At 69.8% G+C, this 21,324-nt stretch carries 19 protein-coding genes; 17 read left to right on the top strand and 2 right to left on the bottom strand.

Annotated elements, in window-relative coordinates; translation table 11 throughout:
• Nucleotides 1-72: 72 nt before the first annotated feature.
• The 5 genes from AC1DN2_RS07730 to AC1DN2_RS07710 all read left to right on the top strand — a co-directional run bounded on the left by AC1DN2_RS07730 (nt 73) and on the right by AC1DN2_RS07710 (nt 8,256).
• Nucleotides 73-3,783: a nitrate reductase subunit alpha gene (locus AC1DN2_RS07730; RefSeq protein WP_476849861.1), complete on the top strand. Its 3,711-nt coding sequence runs from the start codon at nt 73-75 to the stop codon at nt 3,781-3,783.
• Nucleotides 3,783-5,525, top strand: coding sequence for a nitrate reductase subunit beta (narH, locus tag AC1DN2_RS07725; protein ID WP_476849860.1), 1,743 nt, complete (start codon nt 3,783-3,785; stop codon nt 5,523-5,525). The genes AC1DN2_RS07730 and narH overlap by 1 nt, the downstream gene beginning before the upstream one ends.
• Nucleotides 5,522-6,142 (top strand): nitrate reductase molybdenum cofactor assembly chaperone, encoded by a 621-nt coding sequence (gene narJ, locus AC1DN2_RS07720; protein WP_476849859.1) that lies wholly within the window; start codon nt 5,522-5,524, stop codon nt 6,140-6,142. The genes narH and narJ overlap by 4 nt, the downstream gene beginning before the upstream one ends.
• Nucleotides 6,143-6,144: 2 nt before the next feature.
• A complete protein-coding gene (narI, locus tag AC1DN2_RS07715; protein WP_476849858.1) occupies nt 6,145-6,957 on the top strand; it encodes a respiratory nitrate reductase subunit gamma in 813 nt (270 codons plus the stop codon).
• 75 nt (nt 6,958-7,032) lie between these two features.
• Nucleotides 7,033-8,256 carry an MFS transporter gene (locus tag AC1DN2_RS07710; RefSeq protein WP_476849857.1) on the top strand — a complete coding sequence of 408 codons (1,224 nt, stop codon included), beginning with the start codon at nt 7,033-7,035 and terminating at the stop codon, nt 8,254-8,256.
• Between the two features lie 24 nt (nt 8,257-8,280).
• Here the strand turns inward: AC1DN2_RS07710 and AC1DN2_RS07705 are convergent, their stop codons facing one another.
• On the bottom strand, nt 8,281-9,618 hold the full coding sequence (locus AC1DN2_RS07705; RefSeq protein ID WP_476849856.1) for a DUF445 domain-containing protein: 1,338 nt from the start codon (nt 9,616-9,618) through the stop codon (nt 8,281-8,283).
• A 50-nt stretch (nt 9,619-9,668) separates the two neighbouring features.
• Here AC1DN2_RS07705 and AC1DN2_RS07700 point away from each other — a divergent pair, with 50 nt between their 5' ends.
• From AC1DN2_RS07700 to AC1DN2_RS07680, 5 genes are all read left to right on the top strand, one after another.
• Complete coding sequence (locus AC1DN2_RS07700) at nt 9,669-10,568, top strand: glycerophosphodiester phosphodiesterase (RefSeq protein ID WP_476849855.1); 900 nt, start codon at nt 9,669-9,671, stop codon at nt 10,566-10,568.
• A gap of 96 nt (nt 10,569-10,664) precedes the next feature.
• On the top strand, nt 10,665-11,111 hold the full coding sequence (locus AC1DN2_RS07695; protein ID WP_476849854.1) for a DoxX family protein: 447 nt from the start codon (nt 10,665-10,667) through the stop codon (nt 11,109-11,111).
• Nucleotides 11,072-11,881: an AzlC family ABC transporter permease gene (locus AC1DN2_RS07690; RefSeq protein WP_476849853.1), complete on the top strand. Its 810-nt coding sequence runs from the start codon at nt 11,072-11,074 to the stop codon at nt 11,879-11,881. The genes AC1DN2_RS07695 and AC1DN2_RS07690 overlap by 40 nt, the downstream gene beginning before the upstream one ends.
• A complete protein-coding gene (locus AC1DN2_RS07685) occupies nt 11,878-12,189 on the top strand; it encodes an AzlD domain-containing protein (RefSeq protein ID WP_476849852.1) in 312 nt (103 codons plus the stop codon). The genes AC1DN2_RS07690 and AC1DN2_RS07685 overlap by 4 nt, the downstream gene beginning before the upstream one ends.
• A 108-nt stretch (nt 12,190-12,297) precedes the next feature.
• A complete protein-coding gene (locus AC1DN2_RS07680; protein ID WP_223914633.1) occupies nt 12,298-12,537 on the top strand; it encodes a hypothetical protein in 240 nt (79 codons plus the stop codon).
• 51 nt (nt 12,538-12,588) lie between these two features.
• On the opposite strand, the gene AC1DN2_RS07675 is transcribed toward AC1DN2_RS07680, so the two are convergent.
• Nucleotides 12,589-13,221 (bottom strand): TetR/AcrR family transcriptional regulator, encoded by a 633-nt coding sequence (locus AC1DN2_RS07675; RefSeq protein ID WP_028275272.1) that lies wholly within the window; start codon nt 13,219-13,221, stop codon nt 12,589-12,591.
• A gap of 177 nt (nt 13,222-13,398) precedes the next feature.
• Here AC1DN2_RS07675 and AC1DN2_RS07670 point away from each other — a divergent pair, with 177 nt between their 5' ends.
• The 7 genes from AC1DN2_RS07670 (at nt 13,399) to AC1DN2_RS07640 (ending at nt 21,311) form a co-directional block, all read left to right on the top strand.
• On the top strand, nt 13,399-13,764 hold the full coding sequence (locus AC1DN2_RS07670) for a thiamine-binding protein (protein WP_230008484.1): 366 nt from the start codon (nt 13,399-13,401) through the stop codon (nt 13,762-13,764).
• 92 nt (nt 13,765-13,856) lie between these two features.
• The gene (locus AC1DN2_RS07665) at nt 13,857-14,534 is read left to right on the top strand and encodes an O-methyltransferase (protein WP_476849851.1); all 678 of its coding nucleotides are present in this window, start codon (nt 13,857-13,859) and stop codon (nt 14,532-14,534) included.
• Nucleotides 14,535-14,751: 217 nt separating this feature from the next.
• Entirely contained in the window at nt 14,752-15,858 is a 1,107-nt protein-coding gene (locus AC1DN2_RS07660; RefSeq protein WP_476849850.1) for an acyl-CoA dehydrogenase family protein, read from the top strand.
• On the top strand, nt 15,852-17,417 hold the full coding sequence (locus AC1DN2_RS07655; protein WP_476849849.1) for a PIG-L family deacetylase: 1,566 nt from the start codon (nt 15,852-15,854) through the stop codon (nt 17,415-17,417). The genes AC1DN2_RS07660 and AC1DN2_RS07655 overlap by 7 nt, the downstream gene beginning before the upstream one ends.
• Before the next feature lie 5 nt (nt 17,418-17,422).
• On the top strand, nt 17,423-18,208 hold the full coding sequence (locus tag AC1DN2_RS07650) for a glycosyltransferase family 2 protein (protein ID WP_230010083.1): 786 nt from the start codon (nt 17,423-17,425) through the stop codon (nt 18,206-18,208).
• A 42-nt stretch (nt 18,209-18,250) separates the two neighbouring features.
• The gene (locus tag AC1DN2_RS07645; protein ID WP_079552243.1) at nt 18,251-18,469 is read left to right on the top strand and encodes a three-helix bundle dimerization domain-containing protein; all 219 of its coding nucleotides are present in this window, start codon (nt 18,251-18,253) and stop codon (nt 18,467-18,469) included.
• 142 nt (nt 18,470-18,611) lie between these two features.
• A complete protein-coding gene (locus tag AC1DN2_RS07640; protein WP_476849848.1) occupies nt 18,612-21,311 on the top strand; it encodes a cation-translocating P-type ATPase in 2,700 nt (899 codons plus the stop codon).
• Nucleotides 21,312-21,324 lie beyond the last annotated feature (13 nt).

The following is a 21,324-nucleotide window of genomic DNA, read 5'->3' as shown; positions in this document are numbered from 1 at the left end:
CGCCCGGACCCGGGCCCGCCACAGTGTCCTAAGGCCCTGTTCCGGCCAGAAGGGGCACCCTAGCTTGAAGGAATGACTGCCGGAGACGCGGCGGGGCTGGACGGGCCCGCCTCGGATGCAATGTTGAAGCTGGGCCGATTCTTTACGAAATGGGACCAGACCGACGACGGCAGGGCGGTGTTCCGCGAGGGTGGCCGCAAGGGCGACATCTTTTACCGGGACCGCTGGAGCCACGACAAGGTGGTCCGGTCCACGCACGGGGTGAACTGCACCGGCTCCTGCTCCTGGAAGGTGTACGTCAAGGACGGCATCATCACCTGGGAATCCCAGCAGACCGACTACCCCTCCGTGGGCCCGGACAGCCCGGAATACGAGCCGCGGGGCTGCCCGCGCGGCGCGGCCTTCTCCTGGTACACCTACTCACCCACCCGGGTGCGTTTTCCGTATGCGCGGGGCGTCCTCGTCGAGATGTACCGCGAGGCCAAGGCCCGGCTGGATGACCCGGTGCTGGCCTTTGCCGACGTCGTGGGCGACCCCGAGCGGCGCCGCCGCTACCAGCGCGCCCGCGGCAAGGGCGGCCTGGTGCGGGTCTCCTGGCAGGAGGCGATCGAAATCGCCGCCGCCGCGCACGTGAACACCATCAAGGCCTACGGCCCGGACCGCTGCGCCGGCTTCTCGCCCATCCCGGCGATGTCCATGGTCTCGCACGCCGTGGGAACCCGCTTCATCCAGCTGATCGGCGGGGTGATGACGTCCTTCTACGACTGGTACGCCGACCTCCCCGTGGCCAGCCCGCAGGTGTTCGGGGACCAGACCGACGTCCCGGAATCGGGGGACTGGTGGGACGCCCGGTATCTGATGATGTGGGGCTCCAACGTCCCCGTCACCCGCACCCCGGACGCGCACTGGATGGCCGAGGTGCGGTACCGCGGCACCAAGGTGGTCACGGTCAGCCCGGACTATGCGGACAACACGAAGTTCGCCGACGAATGGCTCCCCGCACAGGCCGGAACCGACGCCGCGCTGGCCATGGCGATGGGGCACGTCATGCTCAAGGAATTCTTCGTCGACCGTGAGGTGCCGTTCTTCGCCGACTACGTCCGCCGGTACACCGACCTGCCGTTCCTGGTCCGTCTCGAACGGCGCGACGACGGCTCCCTCACCCCGGCCAAGTTCCTCACCGCCAAGGACCTTCCCGCCGAGTCGCTGGCCGAGGACGCGGCGTTCCGCACCGTCGTGTTCGACAAGAAGACCGGGCTGCCGGCGGTCCCCAACGGCTCGATGGGCTTCCGCTACTCAGAGAGCGGCGAGGGCAAGTGGAACCTGGATCTCGGAGCGATCGAACCGGCGCTGTCCCTCCGGGAAGTGTCAACGGAAAGCGCCGAGATCCTGCTGCCGTGCTTCGAGGACGCCGGCGGGGACGGCAGCGTGCTCCGCCGCGGCGTGCCCGTCCTGGCGGTGGAAGGCCAGCTGGTCACCACCGTCTTCGACCTCATGCTGGCCCAGTACGGGGTCGGCCGCGACGGGCTTCCGGGGGACTGGGCCGCCGGCTACCAGGACGCCGCGACGCCCTACACGCCGGCCTGGCAGGAGGAGATCACCTCCGTCCCGGCGCAGGCCTGCATCCGGGTGGCCCGCGAATTCGCCCGCAACGCCGAACAGTCCAAGGGCCGGTCCATGATCATCATGGGCGCCGGGATCTGCCAGTGGTTCCACGGCGACACCACCTACCGGGCGGTGCTGGCCCTGGTGATGCTGACCGGCTGCATGGGCCGCAACGGCGGCGGCTGGGCGCACTACGTCGGCCAGGAAAAGACCCGGCCGGTCACCGGCTGGCTGTCGCTGGCCAACGCCCTTGACTGGTCCCGGCCGCCGCGGACCATGATCGGCACCGGCTATTGGTACATGCACACGGACCAGTGGCGGCAGGACGGCTACTCCGCGGATGCGCTGAAGTCCCCGCTCTCCACCGGGGCCCTGGACGGCATGCACACCGCGGATGCCCTCGCCCAGTCCGCCCGGCTCGGCTGGATGCCGTTTTACCCGCAGTTCGACCGGAACCCGCTGGACCTCGCGGACGAAGCCGGGGCGGCCGTCGCCGCCGGCACCGCTACGGACGCCGCCGGCTACATCGCCGATGCCCTGAAGAGCCGCACCCTGAACCCGGCGATCGAGGACGTGGACGCCCCGGAAAACTGGCCTCGGACCCTCGTGCTGTGGCGCTCCAACCTGTTCGGCTCATCGGCCAAGGGCAACGAGTACTTCCTGCGGAACCTGCTGGGAACCCACAACAATGTCCTGGGCCAGGACCATGCCGAGGGGCTCAAGCCCAAGGATGTGAAATGGCATGAGCAGGCGCCCGAAGGAAAGCTCGACCTGCTGGTTTCCGCGGACTTCCGGATGACCTCCACCACCCTGCTGTCCGACGTCGTGTTCCCGGCCGCCACCTGGTACGAAAAACACGACCTGTCCTCCACCGACATGCATCCGTTCGTGCATGCCTTCACCCCCGCGATTGACCCGCCGTGGGAGACCAAGACGGACTTCGACACCTTCCACCTGCTGGCCCAGGAGTTCTCCCGGCAGGCCAAAACCCACCTCGGCGTCCGCCGGGACCTGGTGAGCGTGCCGCTGCAGCACGACACGCCCGGCCAGTTGGCCCAGCCCGGCGGGATTGTGCGGGACTGGCGGGACATGTCCGTCCCGGCGGTCCCGGGTCAGAACATGCCCATTTTTTCCGTCGTCGAGCGGGACTACACCGCCATCGCGGACAAGCTCGCCGCCGTCGGGCCGCTGGCGGACAAACTGGGCTTCACGGTCAAGAACGTCACGTACAAACTTGCCGGCCCGTTGGACCGGCTCAGCCGTTCCAACGGGGTGATGCTCGGCGGCGCCGCGGACGGCCGTCCCGCGATCGATACGGACGCGAAGATGGCCGAGGCCATCCTGGCGTTCTCCGGCACCACCAACGGGGCGCTGGCCGTGCAGGGCTTCAAGGACCTGGAAATCCGCACCGGGAGGAAACTGGCGGACCTGGCCGAGGGCTCCGAGGAAAAATACATCACTTTCGCCCAGACCCAGGCCGGCCCGGTTCCGGTGATCACCTCGCCGGAATGGTCCGGCTCCGAGACTGGCGGCCGGCGCTATGCACCCTTCACCATCAACGTCGAGCGGCTCAAGCCCTTCCACACCCTGACCGGCCGGATGCACTTCTTCCTGGACCACGACTGGATCCGGGACATCGGCGAGGCGCTGCCGATCTACCGGCCGCCGCTGGACATGCACCGGCTCTTCGGCGAACCCAGGCTCGGCCAGGACGGGTCCATGGAGGTGGTGGTCCGCTACCTGACGCCACATTCCAAATGGTCCATCCACTCCGAATACCAGGACAACCTGCTGATGCTCTCGCTCTCCCGCGGCGGGCCCACGGTCTGGATGAGCCCCGCCGACGCGGCGGCCATCGAGGTCAAGGACAACGACTGGGTGGAGTGCCTGAACATCAACGGCGTCCTGGTGGCCCGGGCGATCGTCAGCCACCGGATGCCGGCCAGTGTGGTCTACGTCCACCACGCGCAGGAACGCACCATCGACGTGCCGAAGTCCGAGGCCACCGGGAGGCGCGGAGGCATCCACAACTCCGTGACCCGGCTGCTGGTCAAGCCCTCGCACCTGATCGGCGGCTACGCCCAGCTCGCCTACGCGTTCAACTACCTTGGCCCCACCGGAAACCAGCGCGACATGGTGGCCACCGTCCGGCGTCGTTCCCAGGAGGTGCAGTACTGATGCGTGTCATGGCCCAAATGGGCATGGTCATGAACCTGGACAAATGCATCGGCTGCCACACCTGTTCCGTAACCTGCAAGCAGGCGTGGACCAACCGTGCCGGCACCGAATACGTCTGGTTCAACAACGTCGAAACCCGGCCCGGGCAGGGCTATCCGCGCCGCTACGAGGACCAGGAGAAGTGGCGCGGAGGCTGGGCGCTGAACAAGCGCGGGAAGCTGGTGCTCAAGGCCGGCGGCCGGGTCAAGAAGCTCTTCGGGATCTTCGCCAGCCCGGTCCAGCCCGAGCTCAAGGACTACTACGAGCCGTGGACCTACGACTACAAGACCCTCGTTGACGCGCCGCTGGGCGACGACTTCCCGGTGGCCCGGCCCAAGTCCCTGATCACCGGGGAGGACACCAAGATCACCTGGTCCGCGAACTGGGACGATGACCTCGGCGGCTCCGCCGAGAACGGCCACCTGGACCCGATCGTGGAGAAGGTCCGGCGGGAATCCGAGGACAAGATCAAGTTCGCGTACGAACAAACCTTCATGTTCTACCTGCCGCGGATCTGCGAGCACTGCCTGAACCCGTCCTGCATGGCCTCCTGCCCCTCCGGCGCGATCTACAAGCGGGTGGAGGACGGGATTGTGCTGGTGGACCAGGACAAATGCCGCGGCTGGCGCCAGTGCGTCACCGGTTGCCCCTACAAGAAGATCTACTTCAACCACAAGACCGGCAAGGCCGAGAAGTGCACCTTCTGCTACCCGCGGGTGGAGGTGGGGCTCCCGACAGTCTGCTCCGAGACCTGCGTGGGCCGGTTGCGGTACCTGGGGCTGTTCCTGTACGACGCCGACGCCGTCACCGCGGCGGCCGCCGTCACGGACCCCCGGGAACTCTACGACGCCCAGATGGACGTGCTGCTGGACCCGAACGACCCCGCCGTCCAGGCTGAGGCCCGGGCCCAGGGCATCCCCGAAGACTGGATCGACGCCGCCGGGCGCTCGCCGGTCTACGCCCTGGCCAAGGTCTACAAGGTGGCGCTGCCGCTGCACCCGGAATACCGGACCATGCCGATGGTCTGGTACGTGCCGCCGCTCTCACCCGTGGTGGACCTGCTGCGCGACCAAGGCCACGACGGCGAGGACACCGGCAACCTTTTCGGCGCCATCGACGCGCTGCGCATCCCGGTGGAATACCTCGCTGAACTCTTCACCGCCGGCGACGCGGACCGGGTCACCGCGGTGCTGAAGAAGCTCGCCGCCATGCGCTCCTTCATGCGCGGCATCAGCCTCGGCAACGACCCGGACGACGCCATCCCGGAGGCCGTGGGGATGGACAGCCAGAGCATGTACGAGATGTACCGGCTGATGGCGATCGCGAAATACGAGGAGCGCTACGTCATCCCCAAGGCCCACGTGGAACAGGCCCACGACCTCGAGGAAATGGGCTGTTCGCTCGACTTCGAGGGCGGCCCCGGCATGCAGGATACCGCCCACTTCGGCGAAGCCAGCGGCCGGCCCGTCCCCGTGGCGGTGGAAACCTTCAACGCCCTCCGGGACCGGCAGACCTCCGGCACCGCGCCCGGCGAAACCACCCTGCGCGGCAGGGTGAACCTGCTGAACTGGGACGGCACCGGAGCACCCTCCGGGCTTTTTCCGGAAAAGGCGTTGCTTCCGGAAAAACCGCCTCCGGCGGAACCGCCGCCGCCGAAACCGGCAGGCCCCGCGGAATCCCCTCCGGCGGGGGAGCAGCCATGACCCGCCGCCAGCAGGTCCTCTACCTCGCCGCGGCCTGGTGCCTGTCCTACCCTGACGAGGAACTGACCGGCCGGGTCCCGCTGATGCGGGCCGCGCTGGCCGAGTTCCCCGGCGCCACGGCGGACTTCGTTGCGGTCCTGGACCAGCTGGAGTCCACGCCGCCGATCCAGCTCCAGTCCCAGTACGTGCGCGAGTTCGACCTCGGAAAGCGCCACGCCCTGCACCTGTCCTACTGGACTGATGGGGACACCCGGCGCCGCGGCGAGGTTCTGGGCAACTTCAAGAAGACCTACCGGCAAAGCGACATCCTGGTGGACACCCACGGCGAACTGCCCGACTACCTCCCGATGGTCCTCGAATACGCCGCGCTGGTGGACCTCGAGGCCGGCCGCGAACTGCTGACGCGCTTCCGGGCGAGCCTGGAGATGCTCCGCTTCGGGCTGCTCCGGGACCAGCTGCCGCACGCCCGGATCCTGCAGGCCGTCTGCGCCACGCTGCCCGGGAAATCCCCGGCGGACGAGCAGGCCGTCATGCGGATGGCCGGCTACGGCCCGCCCACGGAGGCCGTGGGCCTGGACCCGTACGATCCGCGCCTGCTGCCCGTGAAGGGGGCCTGAGCATGCTGGCATTCGAAGCGGAACCCGGATCCGCCGTCGGACTCACCGCACTGGACATCGTGCTGTGGGGCGTGCTGCCGTACGTCATGGTGGTGGTTTTGGTCGGCGGACTTCTCTGGCGCTACAAGTACGACCAGTTCGGCTGGACCACGAGGTCTTCCCAGCTCTATGAGTCCAGGCTGTTGAGGATTGCGTCCCCGTTGTTTCACTTTGGCCTGCTCGCCGTGATCGCCGGTCACTTCTTCGGCCTGGTCATTCCGATGGCGTGGACCCAGGCGGCCGGGATGAGCCAGGAGTTCTACCATTTCAACGCCCTGCTGGTCGGCGGGATCGCCGGGGTCGGAACGCTGGGCGGGATCCTCCTGCTGATCTACCGCCGCCGGACCACCGGGCCGGTCTTCATGGCCACCACCGGCAATGACAAGACCATGTACGTGGTGCTCACCGCGGCCATCGTGTTCGGGCTGTGGACCACCTTGGCGAGTGTCTTCGAGGGCGAGCACGGGCACAATTACCGCGAGACCGTGGCCCCGTGGTTCCGCTCGCTGTTCATCTTCCAGCCCGACATCGCGGCGATGGCCGCGGCGCCGTTCTCCTTCCACCTGCACACCCTGGTAGGCATGGCGCTGTTCGTGATCTGGCCGTTCACGCGCCTGGTCCACGCCTTCACGGCCCCGTTCCACTACCTCTTCCGCCCCTACATCGTCTACCGCTCCCGGGACCGGGACGCCGCCGGCGCCCGGAGCTCCACGGCCGGCGCCCGGCGGGGCTGGTCCGCCGTCGGAACCCGGGACCGGGACACCAGGAACCGGTGACCCGGTGCCATCGCTGAAGCTGCTTTGCTGAACCGCTTTGCTGAACCGCTTTGCTGAACCAGGAAGGAGACCGCCGTGGCCGGAGCAGTGTCCCCGCCCGTCGCCGCCCCTGCGGGCCGGGCGCTCAATCTGACGCTCGCCACCTCGACCTCCGTGGTGTGCTTCTGGGCCTGGAACTCCATCGCCACGCTGAGCGCGTTCTACACCCAGCATCTGCACCTCAATCCGGCCACCACCGGTGTGCTCGTGGCCATGCCCGTCTTCGTCGGCTCGCTGGGGCGGATCGTCGTCGGCGCCTTGACGGACAAGTACGGCGGCCGCGCCATGTTCACTTTTGTCCTGCTGGCCTCCATCGTCCCGATCCTGCTGGTGGCCGTCGGCGGCAGCCTCGACTCCTTCGCCCTGGTGCTGGCTGCCGGCGTGCTGCTGGGGGTCGCCGGAACCGTCTTCGCCGTCGGGATCCCCTTTGTCAGCGCTTGGTACGAGCCCGCCCGGCGGGGTTTCGCCACCGGCGTCTTCGGCGCGGGCATGGGCGGAACGGCCCTGGCCGCTTTCCTGAACCCCCGGCTTGTCGCCGCCATCGGCTACGTTCCCACCCACCTGCTGATCGCCGCGATTCTGGCGGTCATGGCCGCCATCATCTGGTTCCGATTGAAGGAGGCGCCGGGCTGGACCCGCAGCAACGCGCCCGTGATGCCCAAGCTGATCGACGCCGCGAAGACCCCGGTCACGTGGAAGCTGTGCTTCCTCTACGCAGTCCTCTTCGGTGGCTTCGTTTCCTTCGCCACGTATCTGCCCACGTACCTCCGGGATGTGTACAGCTTCGATCCCAGCGCGGCCGGCGCCCGTACCGCGGGGTTTGCGCTCGCCGCCGTGCTGGCGCGGCCGGTGGGCGGCGTACTCGCCGACAAGATCGGTCCCAAGCCAGTGGTGATCGCTGCCCTCGCCGGCGTCGCCGTCCTTGCCTGGGTGGTGAACCTGCAACCCGACGGCGACGTCCCCGCCGGCCTGACGTTCGTCGCCATGGCGGCGGCGCTGGGCCTGGGCACGGGCGGGGTATTCGCCTGGGTGGGGGTCCTCGCGCCGGAGGGCAAGGTCGGCAGCATCAGCGGGGTGGTCAGCGCGGCCGGCGGCCTGGGCGGCTACTTCCCGCCGCTGATCATGGGCGCCACCTATGACGCCGCGGCGCACAGCTACGCGATCGGGCTGCTGCTGCTCGTCGTGACCGCGCTCGCGGCGCTGGCCTTCACCATCTTCGCCATGCACGGCCGGACCAAGGCCAAGGTCGCGGCCGCCTAGCCCGTGCCGCGGAGCGGGGCCCGGCTAGCCGAACAGGAGGGTGGCCAGCGTAAAGATGGCCAGCCCGGCCAGGGCGCCCACCACTGTGCCGTTGATCCGGATGAACTGCAGGTCCCTGCCGACCTGCAGCTCGATCTTCTGCGACGTCTCGTCGGCATCCCAGCGGGCCACGGTGTCCGTGATGACGCCCGCGATGTCCGAGCGGTAGGTCTTCACGAGGTAGCCGGCCGCGTCGCCGATCCAGGCGTTCACCTTGCCGGCGAGCTCGGGATCGACCAGCAGCCGGGTGCCGAAGTCATGCACGGCCGCCTTGAACTTGACGGTCAGTTCGCTGTGCGGGTCATCGACGGCGGTGAGCAGGGCCGTCTTGATGGTGTCCCAGGTGCGGGAGGCGAGCTCGCGGACCTCCGGGTCGCCGAGCACTTGGGCCTTGATGCCCTCGGCGCGGGCGATCATGACAGGATCATGCTGCAGGTCCTGCGCGAGTTCCTTGAGGTACTTGTCGATCGAGAGGCGGACCTGGTGCTGCGGGTCGGACTGCACGGCGCGGGTGAACTTGAGGATCTCCACGTACACCTTGTCGCCCACCAGCCCGTCCACGAACGAGGGCACCCACGTCGGGGACCGGTCGGTGACCAGCCTGTTGACCGTCTCCTGGTTGTCCCGCACCCAGTCCACGGTGCGGTCCACCATTAGGTCCACCAGCGCATGGTGGTGCCCGTCGTCGAAAATCCGCTCGGCGAGGCGGCCCACCGGCGGCCCCCACGGCGGGGTGAGCAGGTGCTTGCGGACCATGGACTCGATCACGGCCTGGACGTCGTCGTCGTTGAGGACCTTGAACGCGCCGCGGATGACGGCGGCACCCTCCTTGGCGACCCGGTCCGGGCCGCCGGGGCTGGACAGCCAGGCGCCGGCCTTGCGCGCAATGTCTGCGGACGCCAGCTTCTCCTGGACCACCTGTTCGGAGAGGAAATTGGTTTCCACGAATTCGCCCAGCGAGGCGCCGATCTGGTCCTTGCGGCGCGGGATGATCGCGGTGTGCGGGATCTTGATGCCCATGGGGTACTTGAACAGGGCCGTGACGGCGAACCAGTCCGCGAGGGCACCGACCATGCCGCCCTCGGCCGCGGCGCGGACGTATTCGAACCCCGGATACTGCTTCTGCAGGGCGAACGCGACGATGAAGATCACCGCCATGACGACCAGCAGCGAGAGGGCCAGGAGCTTCATCCGGCGCAGCGCCGCGGCCTTCTCGACGTCACTGGAGGCAGCGGAACGCTGTCCGGGGGGACCGCCCGGCCGGGCGCCGCCCGGACGTCCCGCGGCGCCGGTCAGGGAAGTTGACTCAGTATTGACCTGCATGAGCCCAGCCTAGCCCGCCACGGAAACGGACGGTCCGCTAACGTGGCACCATGACCACTGATGAGCCTGCCGCCGCCCGGCCTTTGGTCTATGCCCACCGCGGCGCCAGCGGAACTTTCGCCGAGCACACCCGGGCCGCGTACCTGCAGGCAATCGCCGACGGCGCCGACGGCGTCGAATGCGATGTCCACCTGACCCGGGACCAGCACGTGGTGCTCCTGCACGATGCCACCCTGGACCGCACCTCGGACGGCACCGGCCAGGTGGCCGACCGGACGCTGCAAGAACTCCAGGAACTGGACTTCTCCTCCTGGAAGGGAGCCCGGATCCCGGAGGCCTACGGCGCCAAGTCCGGGCAGTTCCTGACCCTGCCGGACCTGCTCGACATCCTGCGCGCGGCCGGCCGCGGGATCGGGCTGGCGATCGAGTTCAAACACCCGAGCCCGTACCAGCTCAGACTCGAGGACCGGGCCCTCGAGGTCCTGAGGGCCCAGGGCTGGGATCCGCGGACGTCGATGCTGGAGAACATCACGGTTTCCTTCATGAGCTTTAGCCCCGACTCCGTAAAACACCTCCTGGAGTCCGTACCGGCCGCGGCCGTCTGCCAGCTCGTGGATGACGTCAATGTGGCGGACATCCGGGAGGAACTGGGCCTCGGTGCCCTGACCGGCGGGGCGCTGGCCAACGTGATGAAGGCCGCCCAGGCTGAGGGGGAACGGATCCTGGCGGCGGCCGGGGCCGGCATTGCCGGCCCCGGCATCGGGTACGTCCGCACGCACACCCCGGCCGTTCAGCGCTGGCTCGCCTCGGGGCTGCGGTGCCGGGTGTGGACGGTTGACACCGAGGACGACGTCGAACGGTGCCGGAAACTCGGGATCCAGGAGATCACCACCAACTGGCCCGCCCAGGTCCTCTCCCAGCTCATGGCGGACAGCCGGCCCCCACGGTAGCCGCCTGGCCGCACCACGGATCCCGGGCTGACATCTTTACATCCCCGCGTCCCGGGCGGATTACGGCCGGCGTGGCCGCTGTGGTTGAGTTGTTGCATGCCATTTCGCCGGCCCGTCCCGGACCTCCAGACGCTGTCCGCGGCAGCGATGAGCGCGCTGCTGCTCACCAGTGCCGCCAAGCACTTCCGCGAGCCTGAATTTTTCCACCCGGTGGTACCCGACTTCCTGTGCCGGGACGACTCCGGCGAGCAGCCGAACGGGCCCCTGGCCGTCCTGTCCCGTGAGGAATGGGTGGCAGTGAGCGGGCTGCTGGAAGCCGCCGCCGCCGTCGGGCTCCTGGTCCCGGCCACCCGGAGGGCCGCCGCGGGCTGCGTCACGGCGATGTTCGCCGCCTTCCTCGCCGGCCACGTGGATGCCCTGCGCAAAGCCTACGGGCCGGAGGGCTCGCCGCGCCGGCGACGCATGCACACCCTGCGGCTCCCGCTCCAGGCGCCCCTCATCGCATGGGCCTGGACTTTGACGCGGCGGAACCGGCGCCCGTGAAAATCCTGCACTCACCGGCGGTGCGGATCGGTTTGTCGATCAGCATCGCCACCGGTCTCTACGGCGTCTCCTTCGGCGCGCTGTCCGTAACCTCGGGCCTGGATTTCTGGCAGACCATGGCACTGAGCCTGCTGCTGTTCAGCGGCGGCTCGCAGTTCGCCTTCATCGGTGTGGTGGCCGGAGGCGGGTCCGGCGTCGCAGCGATGGGCGCCGCGACGCTGCTGGGCATGCGCAACGGCATCTACGGCATGCAGATCAATGCCCTCCTGCAGCCGCGCGGGTGGCGGAAGTTTGCCGCGGCCCAGCTGACCATCGACGAGTCCACCGCCACCAGCACAGGGCAGACGGACCCCGACGAGCAGAAACGCGGCTTCTGGACCGCCGGAATCGGCGTCTTTGTCCTCTGGAACCTGTTCACCGCCCTCGGCGCACTGGCCGGCGGGGCGCTCGGGGATCCCAAACAGTGGGGACTGGACGGCGCCGCCGTGGCGGCCTTCCTGGGCCTGCTCTGGCCGCGGCTGAAAGGCAGGGAACCTGTGGCCATCGCGGTGGTCTGCGCGCTGGCCACCGTGCTGGCCGTGCCGTTCGTGCCCCCGGGAGTGCCGATCCTCGTCGCCGCCGTGGTCGCGGCAGGGATCGGCTGGTTCAGCCACGGCCGCAGCGATGAGGGCCTGGAACCGGACGTCGATCCGTACGCGGAGGACCACGTGCACCACCGCCACGACCCGGCCCGCGAATCCCGCGGTGACCGCTCCGGAGACGACGCATGACTCTTTGGATGTGGCTGCTGCTCTCCTGCCTGCTCGCCTACGCCTGGAAGCTGCTCGGTTACCTGGTGCCGGCCAGCCTGCTCCGCAACCCGCGGATGTCCAGGATTGCCGGGACCATGACAATCGGGCTGCTGGCGTCCCTGACGGTGGTCAATGCTGTCGCCTCCGGCCAGTCGCTCGTCCTGGACGCCCGGCTGGGCGCATTGGCGGCGGCGGGCATCGCCTTGTGGTTGCGTGCGCCGTTCCTGGTGGTGGTGATCGCCGGCGCGGCCGCGGCCGCCGGGCTCCGGCTGCTCGGCTGGGACTGACCCGCCAGTGGAACGCCTGACCGCGCTGGAGCGCGGATGGGCTGTGGGTGCCGCCGGAACGGTCTTTAGTCCCTACTTGGTGCCGGGATCGCATGGGAGCATTCGAACATGACTGAACACGACGGCGAGCTGCCGGCTGCCGGCCGGGAGGCTGCCGACGAGCAGGCCGCGGAGCAGCAGGCCGCGGAGCCGCGCAAGGATCAGCGCACCAAGCAGCACGAGCCGTATGTTTCCGGCGGGGCTGAGTCCACCCGGGAAATGCGCGAAATGTCCCGCCGCCGTCGGGAAGCCGAAGAGAAGCTTCAGCAACACCTTCTCGAAGCCAAGGAAAAGCCGGCCGAAGACTAGCGCCGGGCGCCGGACTGTCGGGGCACCTGCAGGATCCGGCGCTTATGGGTGCTAGCCGAGAACGGCGTCGAACGCGGTGCCCGTCAGCGGGGCCTGCGGCGGCAACGCCCGGTCCGGCCGCTCCGTCCGGATGGCGTCCTCAACCAGCGCCACGGGCCGGCGCCACGCGTCGGAGCCCGGCTCCATGGTGTCCACGACGCCGATCAGCATGGCCAGCAGGCGGATCATGTCCGTCATGGAAATATCGCTGCGCAGGGTGCCCTGCCCCTGGCCCCGGCCCAGCAGCACGGCGATGGATTCAATCAGGCCACCCGTAATCCCGGTCAGCAGCCCGCGCCGGCCCGCGACGGCTCCCAGCAGGTTGGCCTCTTCGCTGGCGACATGCATCGTGGCATCGATGACCCGAAAGAGCCCTGCGGCGGCGTCAGGATCGGCCAGGGCCTCATCGATGGCCGGATCCACCTGCAGCCGGAGCTGCTGGTTCAGGGCAGCGAGCACCAGCTCTTCCTTGTCGGCGAAATTCCGGAAAAGGGTGGCGGGACCCACGCCGGCGGTGACGGCAATGGTCTGCAGCGGCACCTCGGGGCCGTGCTCGCGGAAGCACTGGCGGGCCGCGGCGATGATTTTGTCCACGTTGCGCGCGGCATCTGCGCGGAGCGGCCTGCGGTCTACTGCCCGGTTCATTTGCCTAGGGTAGCAACGCGAAGGGTGCGCGAACCTGTTACCGGCGGGTAGTGACTTATGTGACGGTGGCGGAGGTGCGCCCGGCCGCTGCCGGGCTTGAATCGCGTGAAAGACTGGTGCCGGACAGCCCGGAAGTTTTCGCCCCCGGTGTCCTGACTGAGTGAAGGGAACCACCACATGCTGGTCGCATTCTCCGTAGCACCCTCCGGTGACCCCGCCAACGGGCAAGCGCCCGGCGACGCGTCGGTCCACGACGCCGTCGCGGCCGCGGTGCGGATCGTCCGGGAGTCGGGCCTGCCCAACCGGACGAGTTCCATGTTCACCGAGATCGAGGGCGAGTGGGACCAGGTCATGGACGTCGTCAAGCGGGCCACGGACGCGGTGGGCGCCTACGGTTCGCGCGTCTCGCTGGTCCTCAAGGCGGACATCCGGCCGGGCTACAGCGGCGAGCTGACCGGCAAGGTGGAACGGCTGGAAAACGCCATCGACGGGCAGGGCGCCGGCGGGACCGGCCCGCAGATTCCTGCCCGGCCGGGAAACTAGGTGTACTGAGTCGGGCCGCACGCCGAAACCCGGGCGGGAAAGGCGCGCCCGCAGGGGTACCGCCGGGCGCGGGCGGCTGGAACACTGGGGGCATGATCGAGCATCAGTCCGCCCCCGGCTGGGTCGCCGTCGAGAACTTCCTCTCCGACGCGGTGGTCCGCCCGGACCGTTCACTCAAGCGCGCCGTGACCAGCGCGCTTGAGGCAGGCATGCCGGCCATCGAAGTGGCCCCCAACGCCGGCAAACTCCTGAAACTGCTGGTCCAGCTCTCCGGTGCCCGCCACGTCCTGGAGATCGGCACGCTGGCCGGCTTCAGCACCATCTGGATGGCCCAGGGACTGCCCGACGACGGCCGGCTGGTCACCTGTGAATACCTCCCCCTGCACGCCCGCGTCGCGCGGACCAACGTTGACGATGCCGGGCTGGGCCACAAGGTGGACATCCGGGTCGGCGCGGCGCTGGACACCCTGCCCGAGCTGGAAAACGAGGCCGGGCCGCCCTTCGATTTCGTGTTCATCGATGCCGACAAGGAAAACAACCCGCACTACCTGGACTGGGCCATCCGGCTTGGCCGGCCCGGCACCACCATCGTGGTGGACAACGTCGTGTGGGAGGGTGCGGTGCTGGACGCGTCGATGGACCCGGTCAACGCCCCCGGAATCATCAGCACCCTCCAGATGATGGGCGATGACCCGCGGCTGGACGGCACCGTGATCCAGACCGTGGGTTCGAAAGGCTGGGACGGCTTCGCCCTCGCGATCGTCCGCTAGGCGCAAGAGACTGTCCGCCGGGGCGAACGCGCCGGTGGCAGCCGACCCCGTGAAGCCCCGGCCACCCCCAAGTGCTAAGTATGCTTAGATTACTTGTCGACGGCGCCAGTGATGGCGGCGCGGCCGCGGACGCGCAGGACTTCAGCCACGTGGCCGGGCCCAGCCCGAATCCGCCCAGCCCGAATCCGCCCAGCCCGAAGGAACACAGGCAGCCGAAATGAACGGGATCCCCATCTCCGACCACCCCCTACCCGTCCGGATCAGCTCCGCGGCCGCAGACCTGGAGACGATCAGCCCCCTGCTGTCCGAGGCGCAGGACGCCGTCCGCGATGTGCCGGGGCTGCTGGAGCTGGCCAAGGCGGCCGCGGCGGCGGCGCCCAAACCCGGGGACGGCCGGACCGCGTTCCTGTGGGAGATTCTGGCCTCCGTAACCGCCGTCGATGTCGCCGCCGGACGGGTGCTGGAACCACACCTGGATGCCGTGGCGATCCTGGCCCAGGCCGGCGACGAGGCGGCACGGCACGGCCGGGACTGCCCGGACCCCGACGATGCCAACTTCGAGGGGGCCTGGGGTGTGTTCGCCGCCGAGGCGCCCGGCCTGCGGCTTGAAGCCAAGGAATCCGCAGACGGCTGGATCCTGCAGGGATCCAAGCCCTGGTGCTCGCTCGCCGCCCAACTGGACCATGCCGTACTGACGGCCCATCTGGAGGCCGGAGGCCGGGCCGCCTTCGCCGTCGACCTCCACGCGAACGGCGTGGGCTTCGCGAATCCGGAGTGGACCAGCCGGGGACTGCGCGAGATTCCCAGCGGCACAGTCCACTTCGAGGCCGTTCCCGCCGTGCCCCTCGGCGGCGCCGGCTGGTATTACCAGCGCCCGGGTTTCGCGTGGGGCGGCATGGGCGTGGCCGCCTGCTGGCTCGGCGGCGCCGTCGCCGTGGCACGCAGCTTCGCCGACTCCCTGCGGCACGCCGCTGACGGCGGACGGGAACCGGACCAGATTGCGCTGGCCCACCTCGGCGAGATTGACCGCACGCTGGCCGCCCTCACCGCCTGCCTGGCCGGCACGGCCGCAAGGATCGACGCCGGCGAACTCTCGGACCGCGGTGCGTGGCAGGAAGCCCTGCGTGTGCGCGGCAGCGTGGCCGCCGCCGTCGAACGCGTCCAGACGCTCGTGAGCCAAAATCTCGGTCCGGCCCCCCTCGCCTTTGACGAGCGCTACGGAAAACGGATGGCCGATCTCGCCCTGTACATCCGCCAGCACCACGCGATGCGCGACGACGCGCAGCTGGGCGCCCTGGCACTGGCCGAAAGCAACCCATGGTGACTTTCACACACAACGACGCCGGGACGTCCGAGGCCGCCTGGGCCGGCAGCCCCGCCGCCAGGCTGCCGGACCTGCCGCTGGATGACGCGGCGCTCGCCGGCCGGGCCTTCATTGTCCTGGCCGCGCACCCGGACGACGAATCGCTCGGGGCTGGCGGGCTGCTGGCCCGGCTGCACGCCGTCGGCGCCACGGTCCGCGTGCTGCTGTGCACGGCGGGGGAAGGATCCCACCCCGGCTCGCCAACGACGACGCCGGAACAGCTCGCCGCGGTCCGGCTGCAGGAGTTCGGCGACGCCCTGAAACGCCTTTCCGGAGCCGGGAACGGGGCCGGGAACGTGGCGTGGCAGTGCCTGGGCCTGCCCGACGGTCACCTCGCCGGGCACCGGGAAGAGATCCGGGCCGCCGTCCGGGACGCGGTCCGGGAGGCAGCGGCCGTGTGCGGTCGCGCCGCCGACGAGGTGGTTCTCGTGGCGCCCTACCGCTCCGATGGACACACCGACCACGACGTCCTCGGATCCGTTGCCGCCGGGCTCAGCGCCGCGGCGGGCCACGCCCTCCTCGAATACCCCATCTGGTACTGGTTATGGGCGGCACCAGGCGCGCCGGACGCCGGCGGCGGCCCGGCCGGGGCGGCCGGCCTGACCGGACCCGGCGACCCGGACGGCGGGGCATGGCGCGGCTGGTTCCGGCTGCCGCTGCGCCCGGCAGAGCTTGAGGCCAAGGCCGCCGCGATGGCGGCACATGTGTCCCAGGTGCGCCCGCTCTCCGGGCTGCCGGGCGACGAGGTGCTCCTGCCTCCGGCCTTCCTGACACACTTTGAGCGGACCTGGGAGACGTTTGCCTGGCACCCCGCGGTCGTCCCGGCGGATGGCCCGGGCGATGGACCGGGCGACGGCCCGGGCGATGGCGGGGCGGATGGCGGGTCCCGGCGGCCCTTCGCCGCGGGCGACGCGGAGCGCGTGTTCGATGCCGTCCACGCCCGGGAGGAGGACCCCTGGCAGTACACCTCGAGCTGGTACGAGCAGCGCAAACGCACCCTCACGCTCGCCGCGCTGCCCGGCAGCAGCTACACGTCCGGGTTGGAGATCGGCTGCTCCATCGGGACCCTGAGCGTGGAACTCGCGCCGCGGTGCGGAAGCTTCCTCGCCGTCGATGCCAGCGGCACCGCGCTGGCCCGTGCCGCCAGGCGGCTCGCGCACCTGCCCGCGGCGACGACGCGACACCTGACCGTCCCGAACGAGTGGCCGGACGGATCGTTCGACCTGATCGTGGTTTCAGAGGTGGGCTACTACCTCTCACCGGCAGAGCTCGCCGGACTGTTCGACCGGATTCAAGGCTCGCTCATGCCTGGCGGGACCCTCGCGCTGTGCCACTGGCGGCACCCCATTTCCGGCTGGGAACTCGACGGCGACGCGGTCCACGCCGCGGCCCGGCGGCACCTGGGCTGGGCCGGCGGCGGGACCTACCAGGAGCGCGACTTTGTGCTCGAGGTGTTCCTTGCCCCGGACGCTGTACCGGGTGCCGTGCCGGGCCTGGGCGGCCCGGAACGGATGCGGTGACCCCGATGACGGCGTTGCCGTTGCCGCGCGGGCACCGCATCGACCGGGTCGCCGTCGTCATGCCCGCAAACAACGAAGAAGACCACCTGGAACTGGCGTTGGAGGCCGTTCAGCGGTCCGCGGACGCCCTGCGCAGGGTCCGGTCCGACGTCGAGACCCGGGTGACGGTGGTGCTGGACAGCTGCACGGACGGTTCCGCCGCCGTCATGGCCGGCTTCGCAGCCTCGGACCCGCGTTTCAGCGCATTGGAGGTCAGCTACCACAGCGCCGGCGCCAGCCGGGCCGCTGGCGTCCGGGCCTCCGGCATCGGCGTGACCCGGCGGCGGCCGCCCGGCCAGCGCTGGACGCCGCCGCCCTGGGCCGGCCGGACCTGGCTGGCCAACACCGACGCCGATTCCCGGGTGCCGGAGAACTGGCTGGTGCGCCAACTGGAGTTCGCCGAGGCCGGGGCCGACGCCGTGCTGGGTTCCGTGGAACCCGACCCCGCCGGGATGGACCCTGAGCTGCTCCGGCGCTGGCACGAACGCCACCCCTTCCGCGAGGACCACCCCCATATCTATGGCGCGAATTTCGGGGTCCGGGCTTCCGCCTATCTTGCCGCCGGAGGGTTCGCCCGGGTCACGTCCGAAGAAGACCGGACCCTGGTGCACAGCCTCCGCAGCCGCGCCTTTACGGTCACCGCGACGGACAGCATCAGGGTCATGACCTCCGGCCGGACCCATGCCCGGGCGCCCCACGGCTTTGGCACCTACCTGCGGAGCCTGGGCCACCTGCTGCCGCCTGCCAGCTGAGGATTCATTGACGCCGGGACCAGGCCGCTCCACACTGAAGAAGTGACGGACGATGCGAAAGAACCCAGCATTGATCAGGTTGTCGAGCGTCTGGCTGCCAGGTTTCCGCACGTACCGCGGAGGCACATCGCCGGGATCGTCGGCGAGGAATTCGATGCCCTGAACGCAGGCCGGATCCGGACCTACATACCCACACTGGTTGAGCGCGGCGCCCGCGTGCGGCTCAAGAGCGAGTTCGGGATCAGCGCCGCCGAAGACTAACGCACGTGACGCCGCCCCCTACCCCCGAGTTCGCCGGATCCGCGCCACACCGCCGGAAAGTTCCGGCGATCCCGCAGATGTCCGGCGATTTCGACGGAGGCGGCCGGCGGTCTGCAGCGCCCGTGACGGGCGGAGCGCGGGGGTGAATCCCGGGCCGGGGCAGGACTCGCTGTCAGCCGTCGCCGGACTCAGCGCCGACGAAGCTGCCCGGCGGTTGAAGCAATTCGGTGCCAACAAACTGCCCGAGCCCCGTCCGGTCCCCGGCTGGCGAAGGCTCTTGGCTGAGCTGACCCATTTCTTCGCGATCATGCTCTGGGTGGCGGCCGTCTTCGCGATCATTGCCGGCATGCCGGAACTGGGCATCGCCATCGTGGCGGTGATCCTGGTCAACGGGGTGTTCGCCTACATCCAGCAGGAGCGGGCCCAGCATGCCGCCGCCAAGCTCCGCGAACTGCTCCCGGCCATGGTGTCAGTCCGCCGGGACGGCCGCGTCATCAAGGTCCACTCCACCGAACTGGTGCCGGACGACGTCGTGGTGCTGGTGGCCGGCGACCGCGTTCCGGCGGACCTCCGGCTGGCCCTGGCCACCGGCTGCGAGGTGGACGAGTCCATGCTCACGGGCGAAAGCGAGGCAGTCGCCAAAACCCCCGGCGACACCGCCTTCGGCGGGACCTTCCTGGTCAACGGGCACGCCGAAGGCGTGGTCTCGGTGACGGGCGGCCAGACCCGGCTCGCGGAGATCGCATCCCTGACAGGTAAAGTCGAAGCCCCCACCAGCCCGCTGTCGCTGGAACTGCAAAGAATCGTCCGCATCACCGCCACCATGGCCCTGGGCATCGGCGCCCTGTTCTTCGTCCTCTCGCTCGTGATCGGCATTTCCTGGCGCGACGCCTTCCTGTTCGCCATCGGGGTGGCCGTCGCGCTGGTCCCCGAGGGCCTGCTGCCGACCGTCACGCTCTCCCTGGCCGTCGGCGCGCAGCGCATGTCCAGGCGCAACGCCCTCGTGCGCAACCTCCAAGCCGTGGAGACCCTCGGCTCCACGACCTTCATCTGCACCGACAAGACCGGAACCCTGACGCAGAACCGGATGAACGTCGTCGAGGTCTGGACCCCGGCCGGGCTGCTGACCATCAATGGCCAGGGCTACGGCCCCGAAGCCGAGATGACGGGCGGCGGCCTTCAAGAAGCCCGGCGGCTCAGTGTCGCTGCCCGCGCCGCCTCGGTGGGGCGCGCCGTCCTCCACGAAGACCGCTGGATAGCCGAGGGGGACCCGATGGAGGCGGCCATCGACGCGCTCGCCGTCCGCCTCGCCCTTCCGGGTGAGCAGCCGGAATGGCCGACGCCGTCGCACCGGTTCGCGTTCGACTCCCGCCGGCTGCGGGAGTCGGCAATCGTCGGCACCGCCCTCTTCGTGAAGGGGGCCCCGGAGTCCGTGATTCCGCTGTGTCTGGCCACCGGCGGCGGGGCTTCGGATCCCGGCTCGAACCGCGCAATGGACATGGTTGACGAGATGGCCGCCCGTGGCCTGCGGGTACTCGCCGTCGCCCAGCGCAGCCTGCCCGGGCCGCCCGGCGCCGCGTTCAAGCTGGAGGATGTCGAGGCCGGGCTGACGCTGCTGGGCCTGATGGGCCTGCACGATCCGCCCCGGACCGAGGTGAAAGTGGCACTCCAAGCGGCCCGCGACGCAGGAATCAAAGTGGCGATGGTGACAGGCGACCACGCCTTCACCGCCGCCGCCATCGCCCGGGAGACGGGGCTGCTCGGCCCCACGGAAACCGTGCTGCAGGGAGGGGACCTGCCCGGCGATGACGCCGTCCTGGCCGCACTGCTGGACTGCGACGGAGTGGTGGTCAGCCGGGTGACGCCGGAACAGAAGCTCCGCGTGGCCCGGCTCCTGCAGGGCCGCGGGCATGTCCTGGCCATGACCGGCGACGGCGTCAACGACGGCCCGGCGCTGCAGCAGGCCGACATCGGGGTCGCGATGGGACGCAGCGGCACCGACGTCGCCCGTGAGGCCGCCGACCTCGTGCTGCTGGACGACGACTTCGCCACGATCATGGCCGCGGTGGAGCAGGGCCGTGCCACCTACGCGAACATCCGGCGCTTCCTGACGTACCACCTGACGGACAACGTCGCCGAGCTCACGCCCTTCGTTATCTGGGCCTTGTCCGGCGGCCACTTCCCACTGGCGCTGGGCGTGCTGCAGATCCTCGCCCTGGACATCGGCACCGACCTGCTGCCCGCCCTGGCCCTGGGCAGCGAGGCGCCAAGCAAGGGGACGCTGAAGCGGCCGCCCGAGCGCCGGCACCTGATGGACCGCGCCCTCATGTTTCGGGTGTTTGGGCTGCTGGGACCGGTCGAGGCGCTGATGGAGATGACGGCGTTTACGGTGGTTCTGCTCGGTGCGGGGTGGCGGCCCGGCGCCGAGCTGCCGGCTAGCGACGTGCTCCTGGCGGCGTCCGGCGCGGCCTTCACCACGGTTGTCCTGGCCCAGCTGGCGAACGCCTTCGCCTGCCGCAGCGCCACCGTCCCGCCCTGGCGGCTGGGCTGGTTCACCAACAGGCTGCTGCTGTGGGCCGTGCTGGCCGAGCTGGGGCTGCTGTGCGTGTTCCTGTTCCTCGGGCCGTTGGCGGCGCTGCTGGGCCACGCTCCGCCGACGCCGGGAGGCCTGGCGGTGGCGCTGGCCGCCGTCCCTGCCGTCCTGCTCGCCGACTGGCTGTACAAGATCGTCCGCCGCCGCCGGGCTGGTTCCGCCGGCGGCGCCCGGCCCGGCGCGGGAACAGGAGGCTTTCCCCCAGGCGGCACAGTAGCCGGCGGCGGCGCGCGGGTCCAAAGCCCCTGACCCCGGGACACCG

Source organism: Arthrobacter sp. 01L42, assembly GCF_056400005.1.
This window is presented reverse-complemented; position numbering and strand designations above follow the sequence as displayed.

What these genes read in the sequence shown, in the direction of transcription:
- AC1DN2_RS07660 (WP_476849850.1), top strand. Translation starts at nt 14,752, where the DNA reads ATGAACGGGATCCCCATCTCCGACCACCCCCTACCCGTCCGGATCAGC.
- narH (WP_476849860.1), top strand. Translation starts at nt 3,783, where the DNA reads ATGCGTGTCATGGCCCAAATGGGCATGGTCATGAACCTGGACAAATGC.
- AC1DN2_RS07665 (WP_476849851.1), top strand. Translation starts at nt 13,857, where the DNA reads ATGATCGAGCATCAGTCCGCCCCCGGCTGGGTCGCCGTCGAGAACTTC.
- AC1DN2_RS07670 (WP_230008484.1), top strand. Translation starts at nt 13,399, where the DNA reads ATGCTGGTCGCATTCTCCGTAGCACCCTCCGGTGACCCCGCCAACGGG.
- AC1DN2_RS07700 (WP_476849855.1), top strand. Translation starts at nt 9,669, where the DNA reads ATGACCACTGATGAGCCTGCCGCCGCCCGGCCTTTGGTCTATGCCCAC.
- AC1DN2_RS07675 (WP_028275272.1), bottom strand. Translation starts at nt 13,221, where the DNA reads ATGAACCGGGCAGTAGACCGCAGGCCGCTCCGCGCAGATGCCGCGCGC.
- AC1DN2_RS07730 (WP_476849861.1), top strand. Translation starts at nt 73, where the DNA reads ATGACTGCCGGAGACGCGGCGGGGCTGGACGGGCCCGCCTCGGATGCA.
- AC1DN2_RS07695 (WP_476849854.1), top strand. Translation starts at nt 10,665, where the DNA reads ATGCCATTTCGCCGGCCCGTCCCGGACCTCCAGACGCTGTCCGCGGCA.
- AC1DN2_RS07705 (WP_476849856.1), bottom strand. Translation starts at nt 9,618, where the DNA reads ATGCAGGTCAATACTGAGTCAACTTCCCTGACCGGCGCCGCGGGACGT.
- AC1DN2_RS07690 (WP_476849853.1), top strand. Translation starts at nt 11,072, where the DNA reads ATGGGCCTGGACTTTGACGCGGCGGAACCGGCGCCCGTGAAAATCCTG.
- narI (WP_476849858.1), top strand. Translation starts at nt 6,145, where the DNA reads ATGCTGGCATTCGAAGCGGAACCCGGATCCGCCGTCGGACTCACCGCA.
- narJ (WP_476849859.1), top strand. Translation starts at nt 5,522, where the DNA reads ATGACCCGCCGCCAGCAGGTCCTCTACCTCGCCGCGGCCTGGTGCCTG.
- AC1DN2_RS07680 (WP_223914633.1), top strand. Translation starts at nt 12,298, where the DNA reads ATGACTGAACACGACGGCGAGCTGCCGGCTGCCGGCCGGGAGGCTGCC.
- AC1DN2_RS07685 (WP_476849852.1), top strand. Translation starts at nt 11,878, where the DNA reads ATGACTCTTTGGATGTGGCTGCTGCTCTCCTGCCTGCTCGCCTACGCC.
- AC1DN2_RS07655 (WP_476849849.1), top strand. Translation starts at nt 15,852, where the DNA reads ATGGTGACTTTCACACACAACGACGCCGGGACGTCCGAGGCCGCCTGG.
- AC1DN2_RS07650 (WP_230010083.1), top strand. Translation starts at nt 17,423, where the DNA reads ATGACGGCGTTGCCGTTGCCGCGCGGGCACCGCATCGACCGGGTCGCC.